At 50.3% G+C, this 12,634-nt stretch carries 16 protein-coding genes; 6 read left to right on the top strand and 10 right to left on the bottom strand.

The genetic code is table 11. From position 1 onward, the window contains the following. Positions 1-9: 9 nt before the first annotated feature. Positions 10-771 carry a prepilin-type N-terminal cleavage/methylation domain-containing protein gene (locus FH755_RS10320; RefSeq protein WP_292441039.1) on the bottom strand — a complete coding sequence of 254 codons (762 nt, stop codon included), beginning with the start codon at positions 769-771 and terminating at the stop codon, positions 10-12. Positions 772-791: 20 nt separating this feature from the next. Continuing rightward, positions 792-1,343: a GspH/FimT family pseudopilin gene (locus FH755_RS10315; RefSeq protein WP_292441038.1), complete on the bottom strand. Its 552-nt coding sequence runs from the start codon at positions 1,341-1,343 to the stop codon at positions 792-794. A 143-nt stretch (positions 1,344-1,486) separates the two neighbouring features. On the opposite strand from FH755_RS10315, the gene FH755_RS10310 reads away from it, so the two are divergent. Then, positions 1,487-1,927, top strand: a complete 441-nt coding sequence (locus tag FH755_RS10310) for a type IV pilin protein (RefSeq protein ID WP_292441037.1) — start codon at positions 1,487-1,489, stop codon at positions 1,925-1,927. On the opposite strand, the gene FH755_RS10305 is transcribed toward FH755_RS10310, so the two are convergent. The 7 genes from FH755_RS10305 to FH755_RS10275 all read right to left on the bottom strand — a co-directional run bounded on the left by FH755_RS10305 (position 1,924) and on the right by FH755_RS10275 (position 7,469). After that, complete coding sequence (locus tag FH755_RS10305; RefSeq protein ID WP_292441036.1) at positions 1,924-2,418, bottom strand: phosphatidylglycerophosphatase A; 495 nt, start codon at positions 2,416-2,418, stop codon at positions 1,924-1,926. The genes FH755_RS10310 and FH755_RS10305 overlap by 4 nt on opposite strands. Next, entirely contained in the window at positions 2,399-3,367 is a 969-nt protein-coding gene (thiL, locus tag FH755_RS10300; RefSeq protein WP_292441035.1) for a thiamine-phosphate kinase, read from the bottom strand. The genes FH755_RS10305 and thiL overlap by 20 nt, the downstream gene beginning before the upstream one ends. An 89-nt stretch (positions 3,368-3,456) precedes the next feature. Further along, on the bottom strand, positions 3,457-3,909 hold the full coding sequence (nusB, locus tag FH755_RS10295; protein WP_292441034.1) for a transcription antitermination factor NusB: 453 nt from the start codon (positions 3,907-3,909) through the stop codon (positions 3,457-3,459). After that, the gene (gene ribE / locus FH755_RS10290; RefSeq protein WP_292441033.1) at positions 3,910-4,392 is read right to left on the bottom strand and encodes a 6,7-dimethyl-8-ribityllumazine synthase; all 483 of its coding nucleotides are present in this window, start codon (positions 4,390-4,392) and stop codon (positions 3,910-3,912) included. It lies immediately after the preceding gene. Positions 4,393-4,465: 73 nt separating this feature from the next. Continuing rightward, the gene (locus tag FH755_RS10285; protein ID WP_292441032.1) at positions 4,466-5,338 is read right to left on the bottom strand and encodes a symmetrical bis(5'-nucleosyl)-tetraphosphatase; all 873 of its coding nucleotides are present in this window, start codon (positions 5,336-5,338) and stop codon (positions 4,466-4,468) included. A gap of 12 nt (positions 5,339-5,350) precedes the next feature. Further along, positions 5,351-5,830, bottom strand: a complete 480-nt coding sequence (locus FH755_RS10280) for a DUF934 domain-containing protein (protein WP_292441031.1) — start codon at positions 5,828-5,830, stop codon at positions 5,351-5,353. Continuing rightward, entirely contained in the window at positions 5,817-7,469 is a 1,653-nt protein-coding gene (locus tag FH755_RS10275; protein ID WP_292441030.1) for a nitrite/sulfite reductase, read from the bottom strand. The genes FH755_RS10280 and FH755_RS10275 overlap by 14 nt, the downstream gene beginning before the upstream one ends. 255 nt (positions 7,470-7,724) lie before the next feature. Here FH755_RS10275 and FH755_RS10270 point away from each other — a divergent pair, with 255 nt between their 5' ends. From FH755_RS10270 to FH755_RS10250, 5 genes are read left to right on the top strand one after another with little or no spacing between them, the layout of a single operon-like run. Then, complete coding sequence (locus FH755_RS10270) at positions 7,725-9,179, top strand: FAD-linked oxidase C-terminal domain-containing protein (protein ID WP_292441029.1); 1,455 nt, start codon at positions 7,725-7,727, stop codon at positions 9,177-9,179. Beyond that, on the top strand, positions 9,179-10,234 hold the full coding sequence (glcE, locus tag FH755_RS10265) for a glycolate oxidase subunit GlcE (protein WP_292441028.1): 1,056 nt from the start codon (positions 9,179-9,181) through the stop codon (positions 10,232-10,234). The genes FH755_RS10270 and glcE overlap by 1 nt, the downstream gene beginning before the upstream one ends. A 2-nt stretch (positions 10,235-10,236) precedes the next feature. Beyond that, positions 10,237-11,460 carry a glycolate oxidase subunit GlcF gene (glcF, locus tag FH755_RS10260; RefSeq protein ID WP_292441027.1) on the top strand — a complete coding sequence of 408 codons (1,224 nt, stop codon included), beginning with the start codon at positions 10,237-10,239 and terminating at the stop codon, positions 11,458-11,460. Continuing rightward, the gene (locus FH755_RS10255; protein ID WP_292441026.1) at positions 11,453-11,896 is read left to right on the top strand and encodes a DUF3465 domain-containing protein; all 444 of its coding nucleotides are present in this window, start codon (positions 11,453-11,455) and stop codon (positions 11,894-11,896) included. Before glcF ends, FH755_RS10255 begins: the two co-directional genes overlap by 8 nt. Continuing rightward, a complete protein-coding gene (locus FH755_RS10250) occupies positions 11,859-12,410 on the top strand; it encodes a DNA-deoxyinosine glycosylase (protein ID WP_292441025.1) in 552 nt (183 codons plus the stop codon). Before FH755_RS10255 ends, FH755_RS10250 begins: the two co-directional genes overlap by 38 nt. On the opposite strand, the gene FH755_RS10245 is transcribed toward FH755_RS10250, so the two are convergent. Next, positions 12,401-12,583 (bottom strand): hypothetical protein, encoded by a 183-nt coding sequence (locus FH755_RS10245; protein WP_292441024.1) that lies wholly within the window; start codon positions 12,581-12,583, stop codon positions 12,401-12,403. The two genes, FH755_RS10250 and FH755_RS10245, sit on opposite strands and share 10 nt — an antisense overlap. Positions 12,584-12,634 lie beyond the last annotated feature (51 nt).

Here is a 12,634-nt window from a genome sequence, read left to right as displayed (position 1 = left end):
GCCTCCAAGCTATGGCAGCCTGTATAAGTTGTCATTCCTGATGATGACTGTTGAGTTCACAGTTTTGGTCACATTGGCATCATCAACCAAACTCCCTGTTAGAACTATATTAACTTCTCTTCGCTCAATGATCCTGTCATTGCTGTTAGCCAGCGCATTACCTGCGGCAGCAACTTCACACGAAACTGTATTACTCTGATTTACCGGTGAAACACCAGCGCCTGCCGCTGCAATTTCATCATCCGTAATGTCAGCATTTAAACAAGTGGATGTGGGTAAAAATTGCAATGAATTAATAGAAACAATATCGCTATCTATAAGCTCTCCTGCCCAATTACCATCATTACAATCTGTATTTCCATTGCCTGCTGTGCCTGTAAGTCTCATTCGTATTGTTGTGCCGTCGAGCTTAAAACCATAATATTCATCCGTGTCCACGTTTTCATCGGCATCGAAATCATACGAATATAAAAAGCAGCTTACAGAGGGATTACCTATGGGGGCGGAGCCAGCAACATCCTGATTAGTAAAGGGGTTTTCAAAAATATCTGCTTCAGGAACAGCCCCTCCCCAATAACCTGCTCTTCTAATGTCATTCACCATCAATGACATCGCTGACTCCAGATCATGATTCAGTCGTGCGCTCTTGAGTGTCTCTGAACTCCCTCTCACCGTGGAAAGATAGACTGTCAGCGTGACACCAACAATGAGAAGCCCGAGAACCATCGCTATCATTAACTCTATGAGAGTAAAGCCTCTATTCACTTTCATCTGAGTCATTACCTCATCGTCTATGGGCAGTTAGTGTCACAACTTTCATACCCCCCTACCGGGGCCGTGGTATCTGAACATATTAATACCCGACCTGCATTGTTGTTGAGAACTTTCAATTTGAAGTTATCAGTCGCAAGACAGGCATTACTACTAAAAGCTGTTCCCCGTCTGAAATCAAAAGTGGGATCAGCGCCAGAAGAAGTCATATCTGTGAGTGCAAACTCGTTGCCAAGTACCCTCTTCATAGCACAATAATTAGCCTGAGCAGGGTCGCTCTGGTTACAGTCGCAAGGCACTGTACTAAAGCCATAACACCAAGCACCATCATCACCCAAACTGTAATCAAAAGTTACATTCTGACTTTGCTTTATAGCTTGTTTTCGAGCAAGTTGAAGATCTGCTTTGAGTGCCTCAGCCGATTGTCTCAGTTGGTTACGCTCGATTGTTTTATAGAAAGAAGGGATTGTGAACGCAGAAATGATCGCTATCAACGCTACAACGATCAGCGCCTCCATCAGGGTAAAACCACTATTGCTACTTATTTTCGGCACAACTATTAACTCTTCCATGTAACGAATCAAGTATAGGCCTCAGATAGGGCAAATACATAGTTCATAATTTAATTTTGCGAGTTTTTTCACAAAATTACAATTTAGGATGAAATAATGCACTCAAGGTTGTATCTTTTGTTATTACATTTGACTACCAAAATATGATTGAGGAAAACATGCCAATTCAATACAGTAGAGGTTTCACGATCATTGAACTGATGATTGTGGTGGTGGTCCTGGCAATTATCGCTGCAATTGCTATTCCGGCATACAGTGACTACGTTACCCGGGCTAGGAGAGCAGACGCGAAAATTGCACTGATTAACTTTCAGATTCAACAAGAAAAGTATAGAGCTAACAACGTTTCCTACGGAAACGCTGCTGATATAGGCTTACCAGCAGACTCACCTGATGGTTTCTATGAAATTGATGTATCTGGGGCAGTTTCCTCAAGCAGCTATAGTCTCACTGCAGAGCCTCAACCGCCTCAAGTCGATGCTGAATGTGGTACGTTTGTTTTTACTGTAAGTGGTGCTGTCGAGACACGTTCGATTGAAGGCGGAAATGCTGCGAATCCGATAGAGACTTGTTGGCAACGCTAGACAGAAAATGCATTCGTTGCGATGAAGATTAACAGCAATGTATAGACTCCAGCGATAATATCATCGAGCATCACACCCAAACCGCCATGGACTTTTTTATCCGCCAGGCTCACTGGCCAGGGTTTGAGAATGTCGAAGAAGCGGAACAGAATAAAGCCCAACAGCATCCATTGCCAGCCTGATGGAGCGAATGTCATCGCTACCAGATAGCCAACAATTTCATCCCAGACGATACCTGAAGGATCATCCTGTTTGAGCCAGTCGGCTGCTCTCTGACATAACCAGATCCCAGCAATCGACATCGTCAATACCAGAGCAAGATAGGCAGTTAAAGACCAGTCCTGTATCAGCCAGTAGATGGGTAAAGCGACTAATGTGCCGAAGGTGCCGGGGGCTTTAGGGGCCAGGCCGGCGCCAAAACCATAAGCAAGGAAGCACGCCGGTCTTTTGATTAAGCTTTTGAAGTTCACCTCAGGTCCCGAAGTGGTCATAGCCTTTCCTTGCGTCAATATTCATTTCTTTTCCGGTCTCATCAAGCAATATCAGGCCATCCCCTTCTGTAATTTCTCCAATACAGTGAATATCCAGACCATGCTGCTCCAATACCTCGATGTTTTTCTCCGGCACAGTGAAACATAGTTCATAGTCATCACCGGAGCCCAGTGCCAGCGGAATTGCAAACTCAGATGACAGCTTCTTAAGCGCTGATGAAAGTGGCAGTTTTGCCGGACTGATTTTGGCCCCTTGCTGGCTTCGCTCAAGAATATGGCCGAGATCAGCCAGAAGACCATCGGATATATCTATCGCTGAACTCGCATATTCAAGGATTTGTTGTGCAAGCCGGTAACGGGGTATCGGATATTCCAGACGCTGTTGCAGATATTGCCAGTCAGCCTCGTCCAGCGGTTCAGGCGACCAGTTTTCAAGCCGTTTTTTTAATGAAGCACCGGCATCGCCCAACGTGCCACTGACATATATCCGGTCACCTGCGCTCGCACCATCACGACGCAATGCCCGGCCCTTATCTACCAAACCATGAACCTGAATCGAGATGGTGAGGGGGCCACGAGTGGTATCGCCACCGACCAGCTGAATTTTGGCAGGCTTTGCCGCCAATGCGAGGCCTTCAGTGAATGCTTCCAGCCATGCCGGATTCTGTTCCGGCAGAGTCAGAGCCAATGTGAACCAGGCTGGCTCGGCGCCCATAGCAGCGAGATCGCTCAGGTTCACTGCAAGCGCTTTGTAACCTAATGCTTTCGGGCTGACATCAGGGAAGAAGTGGATGCCCTCAACCAGGGTATCAATTGAAACCGCAATTTCTTTGCCGGCAGGACAGCACAACAAAGCGCAGTCATCACCAATACCGAGACTGACATCCCGACGTTCAGGAGTCAGCTTCGAAAAATAATTTTCAATCAGGGAAAATTCGGACAGAGGCAAACCGTACTCTCTTGAAAGGAAAGGAGCGGTGGTGGCAGTTAAACCGCCACCACCGCTCGCAGTTTTTTCAGACCCGCTCAGAAAAGCACTCAGCGTTTTGCCCGTGATTCTTTCGCAGCCTGATATTCATGTGATCTGAGACGGGCCCCCATTTTGTCGAGCACTCCGTTCACGTATTTGTGCCCTTGCTCGCCGCCAAATGACTTGGCCAGCTCCACCGCTTCGTTGAGTACAACACGATAGGGAATTTCCGGCAAATGCATGAATTCAAACGTCGCCAGCCTGAGAATTGAAATTTCCACCGGATCGACGGCATTCAGATCCCGATCGACAGCCTGAGATAGTTCCGCATCAATCTGGTTCTGATATCTGATTGCCCCTTCAATAAGCGTGCTGAAGTATTTTTTGTCGATTTTGTCGGCATATTCTGCAGTGACAAAATCCAAGGTATCTTTCTGCGGTGCTTCATTATTGACCAGTGCCTGGTATAGCGCCTGAACAGCGGCACGGCGAGCTTTGGTTCGGGGTAATCCGGCTGCCATTTAGTTACCAGCCTCGATTTGGCGCAGTACATTTACCATTTCAATGACGCCCATGGCGGCTTCAGCGCCTTTATTTCCGGCTTTGGTACCGGCGCGTTCAATCGCCTGTTCAATTGTATCGACGGTTAAAACGCCGAATGAAACAGGCATATCAAGCTGTAAAGCGAGTTGTCCCAGACCTTTGGAGCATTCGCCAGCGACATATTCAAAGTGTGGTGTGCCACCACGAATCACGGCACCCAGCGCGATGATTGCATCATACTTCCCGGTGCGGCCCATACGCTGTACGGCGAGTGGAATTTCTACTGCACCCGGGACCCGGGCCAGTTCAATATCGCTCTCGCTGACTCCGTGTCGGACCAGGCAATCAATGGCACCGGCAATCAAGTTATCGACTACAAAGTCATTAAAACGACCGGCGACGATACCGACGCGGATACCCTTGGCTGAAAAATCACCTGAAAAAGTCGTGACATTGCTCATTTCTAAAGATCCAACACTATAAAATTAAAAGGTATTGTACGCATTTTGCTTCCACCCTGCGCGACACATTGTCTCAGAACCAGCGGCGGCTTTTCGAAGCGGTTTTGTTACGGGCATGTGGCAGCCCGTCAGGATCGGCTTTGACTGTAATCCATTCATAGGGTTGCTGATCAATCCTCACCGCTGTCAGCGTCTCTCCCCAGACAGCCCCGCTGTCCAGAGAAAACACGTTACCATACTGCCCGGTGCCGAGCGTAGACCAATGCCCAAAAACAATCTTATCCTGCTCACTGGCTCTGCCAGGCATCTCGAACCAGGGTTTTTGATGCAAGGGTTTGTTTTCCGGTGCCCCTTTAAACTTGAGGGCAAGCCGGCCGTCTTCATGACAATAACGCAAGCGGGTGAAACAGTTGGTGATGAAGCGGAGCCGTTCCCAACCCTGTAAATCCGGTGACCAGCGCTTGGGGTTGTTACCATACATATGCGCAAAGAATTCGCGCCAGTTATCTGATTTCAGCACTGATTCCACTTCAGCGCTGCGCGCCTGTGCTTCGGCAATACTCCACTGCGGTGGCAGGCCGGCATGCACCATGCTGAAATCGAGCTCGGCATCGTGATAAAACAGCGGCTGTTGACGCAGCCACTGCATCAGTTCATCACTGTCGACCGCATTCAGTACCGGCTCAATCGTGTCCATATGATGCTGGTATTCGACCACACCGGCAGCATTGGCCAGCAAGTGTAAGTCATGGTTACCCAAGACACTGATACAGCTGTTACCCAGGCTTTTGACGAACCGGAGTACTTCAAGCGACTTGGGACCGCGATTAACCAGGTCACCAGCCAGCCAGATTTGATCCGATGCTGGATCAAATTTGATTTGATCCAGCATCTTGTTCAATTCGTCATAACAGCCCTGGACATCACCAATCGCGAAGACAGCCATGAGAATAACGGGTTAGCGACGGCGGTAAAGCGGTTCTGGCCGGAGCACGGTTGCCTGATAACTTTCAGTAAAGTCATCAAACGCCGATAAAGCATTGGTCAGGCGGTTAGGGTTAGCCAGTTCGAAGCTGTTGATGCCACATTGCGACATGTAAAACAGCTGATCCTGTAACACATCGCCCTGTGCCCGGATTTCACCTTTAAAGCCATAGCGCTCACGCAGCAATTTCGCATAAGAGTAGCAACGGCCGTCGGTAAAGACGGGAAACAACAGAACAATCATGGAGAATCTCGCCAGATCAGGCACAATTTCTTCCAGCGGATCATCGCCGCTCAGGCGCAGGCCCAGACCACCTTCATGATGCTCCAGCGTTTCGTGCTGCTCCTGCCAGCGTGCCAGTGAGACAGTGATATTGCCCGCAACCAGCGCTGCTTCATCGTCGAGATGCAGCCAGTTATCTTCGACAATTTCACGATCTTTAATTATCTGCATAAACACGCTCCTTGAAAGGATCCACACCAACGCGGCGCACGGTAGCCAGGAATGATTCATCTTCATGACGCAAGTCAACATAGGCATCAATCAGATGGGAAACCGTATCGACGACTTCCTCTTTCGGAATGGCCTTACCGAGACGTTCACCGATAGCTGCATCAGCTTCTGAGCTGCCGCCCAGCGTGAACTGATACCACTCTTCGCCTTTCTTATCGACACCAAGAATACCGATATGGCCGACACTCTGATGCGCACAGCCGTTCATGCAGCCGGAGAATTTAATCTTGATATCGCCGAGGTCATAGAGATAATCCATATCATCAAAACGATCAGCGATTTGCTTGGACAGCGGAATCGAGGTTGCATTAGCAAGACCACAGTAATCCAGGCCCGGACAACAGATGATATCGGTCAGCGTGTTGATATTGGCTGTCGCCAGACCTTCAGCCTGCAGACGCTGCCACAACTCATACAAATCAGCCTGTTTGACGTCAGCCAGCACCAGGTTCTGGGTATGGGTGGAACGAATTTCACCGAAGCTGAACTCATCTGCAAGATCAGCCACCACTTCCAGTTGCTCGGAAGTAATGTCACCAGGCGCCTGACCGTGTTTTTTCAAAGACACATAGACGGCACGGTAACCGGGAATTTTGTGTTCAAAAGTGTTCTGTTTAAACCAGCGGGCAAACATTTCGTCTTCCGCCAGCTTCGCTTCAAAGCTGGTATCATCCGCAGCATTGCTGTCATAGTCCGGTTCGGTAAAGAAAGCCTTGACCCGATCAATTTCTTTCTGATCCAGACGCAGCTTATCCCGGATTTGCACCCATTCCGCTTCCACCAGCTCGCGGATATGGTTAATACCATGTTCACGTACAGTAATCTTGATACGCGCCTTGAACTTGTTATCCCGACGGCCCAGACGGTTGTAAACACGCAGGATCGCTTCCAGATAAGACAACAGATCTTCTTTTTCCAGAAACGGACGAATCTGTTCACCGATAATCGGGGTACGACCCAGGCCGCCACCCACCAAGACTTCAAAGCCGATTTCGCCGTCATGGTTTTTCACCAGATGCAGCCCAATATCATGCAGTTTAGTCGCGGCACGATCGGTTTCAGAGCCGATGATGGCAATCTTGAATTTACGTGGCAGATATGCAAACTCGGGGTGGAATGTCGACCACTGACGGATGATCTCGGCCCATGGGCGCGGATCTTCGATTTCCTCAGCATTAATACCGGCAAACTGATCGGTGGTCGTATTACGGATATCGTTACCACTGGTCTGGATCGCATGCATCTGCACGGTTGCCAGCTCGGCCAGGATATCAGGCACATCCTCCAGTTTCGGCCAGTTAAGCTGGAAATTGGTACGCGTAGTAAAGTGAACAAAACCCTTGTCGTAACGACGGGCAATGTCTGCCACCTTACGGACCTGTCTGGACGACATTAAGCCGTAAGGCACGGCGATACGCAGCATCGGCGCGTGAATCTGAATATACAGGCCGTTTGCCAGTCGCAGGGGACGGAATTGGTCTTCAGTCAATTCACCTGCAAGGTAGCGGCGGGTTTGATCACGGAATTGTGCCACCCGCTGATCCACCATCATCTGATCATACTTATCGTATTGATACATCTAAGCTCTCTAAAACGCTAAATAACCGGACCCGCTATTATAAACGGGCAGGTATATAACAGGAAATTATAAATAACTATATTGATATTCCTGATTTATCTAAATACCGCATGACTGCATGCTTTAGAGACAAATCGCAGCTAATTACCTGAAACTTTGGCTGGGTGATGAAACCGGTGTGCATGCGATTATGGCATCTGAATAATCCGGCTTTGCCAGATACAATTCGGTGGCAAAAATATGCCAGAATAGCGTATGGACAAAAAAGCGCTGATAGCCGCGTTGCGGGAGATCCTGCCCGCTTCACAGGTATTGGACAGCACAGAAGCCCAGCGCCCGTTCGAATGTGATGGCTTATCGGCCTATCACCGGTTGCCGCTGGTCACCGTTTTGCCTGAACAGCAGGAACAGGTTCAGGCCATTGTCCGTTTGTGTCATCAAAACCGGATACCCCTAGTTGCCCGTGGTGCCGGGACCGGTCTGTCCGGCGGTGCATTGCCGGATGAAAATGGCGTATTGCTCAGTCTCGCCAAATTTAACCGCATTGTGGATATTGATCCTGACAACCTATGCGCCACCGTGGAACCCGGTGTCCGTAATCTCGCGATTTCCGAGGCTGTCGCCGACAAGGGGCTTTATTACGCCCCCGATCCTTCTTCACAGATTGCCTGCAGCATTGGCGGCAATGTCGCCGAGAATGCCGGCGGCGTACATTGTCTCAAGTATGGACTGACCGTGCATAACATCATGGCGCTGAAAGTCATTACCACTGACGGCGAACTGCTCACTATCGGCGGCAAGACTTATGATTCTCCCGGCTATGACCTGCTGGCACTGATGACCGGTTCGGAAGGCTTGCTGGGTATTATCATGGAGGTGACCGTCAAACTGCTGCCCCAGCCGGAACGCAAACAGGTCATTCTGGCTGCCTTTGACGATATCGGCAAAGCGGCCACTGCAGTCGGAGATATTATCGCTGCCGGCATTATTCCGGCCGGGCTGGAAATGATGGATAGACTTGCGATTCAGGCCGCCGAGGACTTCTGTCACCCCGGTTATCCGCTGGATGCCGAAGCCATTTTACTATGTGAAATCGATGGTAATAATGAAGAAGTCTCGGAGCGGATAATGCAACTGCGTCAGGTGCTTGACCGGACCGGGCCCATGCATTTTGCCACGGCAGAAACTGAAGCGCAGCGACAACAGTTCTGGGCCGGCAGAAAAGCAGCCTTTCCTGCGGTCGGCCGCATCTCTCCGGATTATTACTGCATGGACGGCACTATCCCCCGCCGTCATTTGCCTCAAATCCTGAAGCGGATTGCGGAACTGGCTGCCGGCTGCGGTCTGAATGTAGCCAATGTATTTCATGCCGGCGACGGCAATCTGCACCCGCTGATTCTCTATGATGCCAACCAGCCCGGTGAACTGGAGCAGGCAGAACAACTGGGAGCAGAAATTCTGGAACTGTGTATCGCCGTAGGCGGTACGATTACCGGTGAACATGGGGTTGGCATCGAAAAAATCGATCAGATGTGCAGCCAGTTTGCCGCTGCCGAACTGTCACAGTTTCACGCCCTGAAAAACGCCTTTGATCCCGCTGGCATACTCAATCCGGGCAAAGCCGTTCCCAGTCTGCACCGCTGTGCCGAACTTGGTGCCATGCATGTGCATCATGGACAATTACCCCACCCTGAGCTGGAGCGCTTCTGATGAGCGACCGGACTGAAGAGCTGCAAGGTCGGATAAAGCAGGCGATGGCGTCTGATAGTCCACTACAAATTCAGGCGGGCGGCAGTAAATCATTCTTGTGCAGGCAAACAACAGCACAACCTCTGTCGGTCAAAGGCCATAGCGGGATCATCAACTATGATCCCACTGAACTGGTATTGACGGCACGCGCCGGCACCTCATTAAAAGAAATTGAACAGACACTGGCCGCTAGCCAGCAGATATTACCGTTCGAACCCCCTTTTTTTGATGACGGTGCCACGCTGGGTGGTGCAATCGCCACCGGCCTGTCGGGCCCGATTCGCCCCTTCACCGGCAGTGCCCGTGACTATGTGTTGGGCTGCCAAATCATCAATGGCAAAGGTGAGATACTGAAATTCGGCGGTCAGGTCATGAAAAATGTCGCCGGTTATGATGTTTCACGTTTAATGGTTGGCGCCATGGGGACATTGGGGCTGTTGCTGGAAATTAGCATCAAAGTCCTACCCGCTTTCCCCAACCAGCTTTATTTACAACAAAGCCATCCCCCGCAGGAGGCACTGCGCTTTATGCGCCGTCTCTCATCTCAGAATCTGCCACTCAGCGGTCTTGCCTATGAGGGTGATAAGGTACATATCCGGCTGGCTGGCAGTGGCTCCGCGGTAAAAGCAGCGGCAGCAAAGATAGGTGGCGAACAGCCTGCTGATGATCCCTTCTGGCATGAGTTAAAGGAACAGACGCATGCTTTTTTCGATGGCGAACTTGCGCTGTGGCGCTTGTCATTACCTGCCGCCACTGCCTATTTGAATTTACCCGGCAAACAGCTGATCGACTGGGGCGGCGCATTGCGATGGCTGAAATCTGACGAACCGTCACGAAACCTGTTTCAACTGGCTGCCGGTTGTGCTGGTCATGCCCGTCTGTTTCGTGGCGGTGAGGCCGATCTGGACAGAATTCAGCCTCAACTTCCTGCGATGCGTGCCATTCATCAGAAAATCAAACACAGCTTTGACCCACATGGCATTCTCAACCCCGGCCAACTGTATTCAGGTTTCTGATCATGCAAACCCGACTCACCGCCGAATTCGCCCAGACGCAACAAGGTCGTGACGCACAAGCGATTTTACGCAGTTGTGTTCACTGTGGTTTTTGCACAGCAACCTGCCCAACATATCAGTTACTGGGCGATGAACGGGATGGACCGCGCGGCAGGATTTATCTGATTAAGCAGGTACTGGAGGGCGACAAGCCGACTCGGGAAACCCAACTGAGGCTGGATCGCTGCCTGACTTGCCGGGCCTGTGAAACCAGTTGTCCTTCCGGCGTACAGTACGGACGGCTGCTTGATATCGGCCGCGAGCAAATCGAAAAGCAGGTCAATCGCCCCTGGTCACAGCGACTGCTTCGCAGCCTGCTTTTGAAGACAGTTCCCTATCGGGGCCGTATTGGTCCCCTAATCAAAGCCGGGCAAATATTCAAACCTTTGTTACCGTCATCGATCAGACAAAAAGTCCCCGCCCAGCGCCAGGTTCAATCCTGGCCTCGTCGTTCCCATCGACGGCTAATGCTGGTGTCGGAAGGCTGCATTCAATCAGTGATCAGTCCAGCCACGAATCAGGCTCTGGCTGAAGTGCTTGATAAGCTCAGCATTGAACTGGTCAGCGCTGAACAGGCTGGCTGCTGCGGTGCGATGAGTCAGCATTTATCAGCACCCAATCAGGCCCGGGAGATGATGAAAGCCAATATCGATGCCTGGTGGCCTCATATAGCACGTGACATTGAAGCGATTATTGTCAGCGCCAGTGGCTGTGGCGCAATGGTTAAAGACTATGGCTATCTGATGCGGGATGATCCGGTTTATGCGGCTAAGGCAGCTAAAGTGTCTGCACTGGCGAAAGATCCGGTGGAGATTATTCGCGATGAACTAAAACCGCAGCAGTGGTCACAACTCGGCCAAAGCGAACTGATTGCATTTCAATCACCCTGCACCCTGCAACATGGTCAACAACTGACCGGTGAGGTGGAAAACCTGCTGCAACAATGCGGTTTCAGACTGACGGTTATCAGGGATTCACATCTTTGCTGTGGTTCGGCCGGGACTTATTCCCTACTCCAGCCTGAATTGTCGAAACAGCTGCAGCAGAATAAACTGCAGGCTTTATATCAGGACCATCCCTCACGCATCGTTACTGCCAATATCGGCTGTCAGCTGCATTTAAGTACGCAGCAACAGCCACTGGTCCACTGGATTGAACTTGTCGCCGAGAAACTCAGGAATGTTTAAAAACAAACGTCAGACCCAGCGCTTTGGCCTGCTGGTCGCCTTTATTATTGTTATTTATGGTGCCAGCCAGTATCCACAGCAACAGGATACTTCTCTATCGGCGCCCCAAACCGAGATTGCTGATCTCTTTCAGCAACAGCAGAGCAATGTTCAGATTGAAGCCGCTGGTCGGGTTATACGCATTTTACAAGATGATAACGATGGTAGCCGGCATCAGCGTTTTATCGTGGAAATGGCCGACGGTCACACTTTACTGGTCGCCCACAACATCGATCTGGCCCCCCGAATCGATGAACTGGAAGTCGGTGACGAAGTCACAATCTATGGCGAATATGAATGGAATAACAAAGGTGGCGTGATGCACTGGACCCATCATGATCCGGATAATGAGCATCCACATGGCTGGATTCGGCACCAGGGGCAGCTTTACCAGTGATATGAATTCAGACAAGCCGCTTTGCTATAGTTTTCCGCCAATTGTGAGCAGCCAGCCCAGGATTCTGATTCTGGGTTCGATGCCCGGTGTTGCCTCACTGGAAGCCCAACAGTATTATGCGCATCCGCGTAATGCCTTCTGGCCGATAATGGCTGACTTGTTTGATCTCGACAAGGACTGGCCTTACCCGAGGCGCTGTGAACATCTGGCCCGGGCAGGTGTTACGGTCTGGGATGTATTAAAAGCCTGTCATCGGCCAGGCAGCCTCGATCAGCACATTGACCCGGCCAGTATTGAGGCCAATGATTTTCAGCAGTTTTTCAGACAAAACCCGGGGATCGAAGCGGTTTTCTTTAACGGTGCCAAATCTGAACAGCTATTCAAGCGACAGGTCTTACCGAATCTGTCAGCAGACCCTGTTATGTTCAAGTTACCCTCAACCAGTCCGGCTCATGCTTCGCTCAATATCAGTGAGAAGCTGGCTGCCTGGCGGATCATCAAAGATTATTGCTGAGTTTGCTGCTCTATCGCCTTGCGTTGCAAGTCAGCCGCATCCAACAGCTGTTGTTGAGCTTCATGGGCTTTATCCATTGTCTTAAGTTGGTCGTCCCAAACCGTTTTTTCCGGTGGTTCTTGCTCACAGCCAGCCATAAACAATGCCGCGCATCCGATTAGCCATAATTTCATAATACATGCTCCAGAAAAAAGGCAGAGAAAACATCCTCTGCCTTAGTTTAT

It is taken from the genome of Methylophaga sp., assembly GCF_009711715.1.
GTDB lineage: Bacteria > Pseudomonadota > Gammaproteobacteria > Nitrosococcales > Methylophagaceae > Methylophaga.
This window is presented reverse-complemented; position numbering and strand designations above follow the sequence as displayed.

What these genes read in the sequence shown, in the direction of transcription:
- ribE (WP_292441033.1), bottom strand. Translation starts at nt 4,392, where the DNA reads ATGAGCAATGTCACGACTTTTTCAGGTGATTTTTCAGCCAAGGGTATC.
- FH755_RS10255 (WP_292441026.1), top strand. Translation starts at nt 11,453, where the DNA reads ATGTTTAAAAACAAACGTCAGACCCAGCGCTTTGGCCTGCTGGTCGCC.
- FH755_RS10285 (WP_292441032.1), bottom strand. Translation starts at nt 5,338, where the DNA reads ATGGCTGTCTTCGCGATTGGTGATGTCCAGGGCTGTTATGACGAATTG.
- glcF (WP_292441027.1), top strand. Translation starts at nt 10,237, where the DNA reads ATGCAAACCCGACTCACCGCCGAATTCGCCCAGACGCAACAAGGTCGT.
- FH755_RS10310 (WP_292441037.1), top strand. Translation starts at nt 1,487, where the DNA reads ATGATTGAGGAAAACATGCCAATTCAATACAGTAGAGGTTTCACGATC.
- FH755_RS10280 (WP_292441031.1), bottom strand. Translation starts at nt 5,830, where the DNA reads ATGCAGATAATTAAAGATCGTGAAATTGTCGAAGATAACTGGCTGCAT.
- FH755_RS10315 (WP_292441038.1), bottom strand. Translation starts at nt 1,343, where the DNA reads ATGGAAGAGTTAATAGTTGTGCCGAAAATAAGTAGCAATAGTGGTTTT.
- FH755_RS10275 (WP_292441030.1), bottom strand. Translation starts at nt 7,469, where the DNA reads ATGTATCAATACGATAAGTATGATCAGATGATGGTGGATCAGCGGGTG.
- nusB (WP_292441034.1), bottom strand. Translation starts at nt 3,909, where the DNA reads ATGGCAGCCGGATTACCCCGAACCAAAGCTCGCCGTGCCGCTGTTCAG.
- FH755_RS10305 (WP_292441036.1), bottom strand. Translation starts at nt 2,418, where the DNA reads ATGACCACTTCGGGACCTGAGGTGAACTTCAAAAGCTTAATCAAAAGA.
- FH755_RS10270 (WP_292441029.1), top strand. Translation starts at nt 7,725, where the DNA reads ATGGACAAAAAAGCGCTGATAGCCGCGTTGCGGGAGATCCTGCCCGCT.
- FH755_RS10245 (WP_292441024.1), bottom strand. Translation starts at nt 12,583, where the DNA reads ATGAAATTATGGCTAATCGGATGCGCGGCATTGTTTATGGCTGGCTGT.
- FH755_RS10320 (WP_292441039.1), bottom strand. Translation starts at nt 771, where the DNA reads ATGAAAGTGAATAGAGGCTTTACTCTCATAGAGTTAATGATAGCGATG.
- glcE (WP_292441028.1), top strand. Translation starts at nt 9,179, where the DNA reads ATGAGCGACCGGACTGAAGAGCTGCAAGGTCGGATAAAGCAGGCGATG.
- FH755_RS10250 (WP_292441025.1), top strand. Translation starts at nt 11,859, where the DNA reads ATGGCTGGATTCGGCACCAGGGGCAGCTTTACCAGTGATATGAATTCA.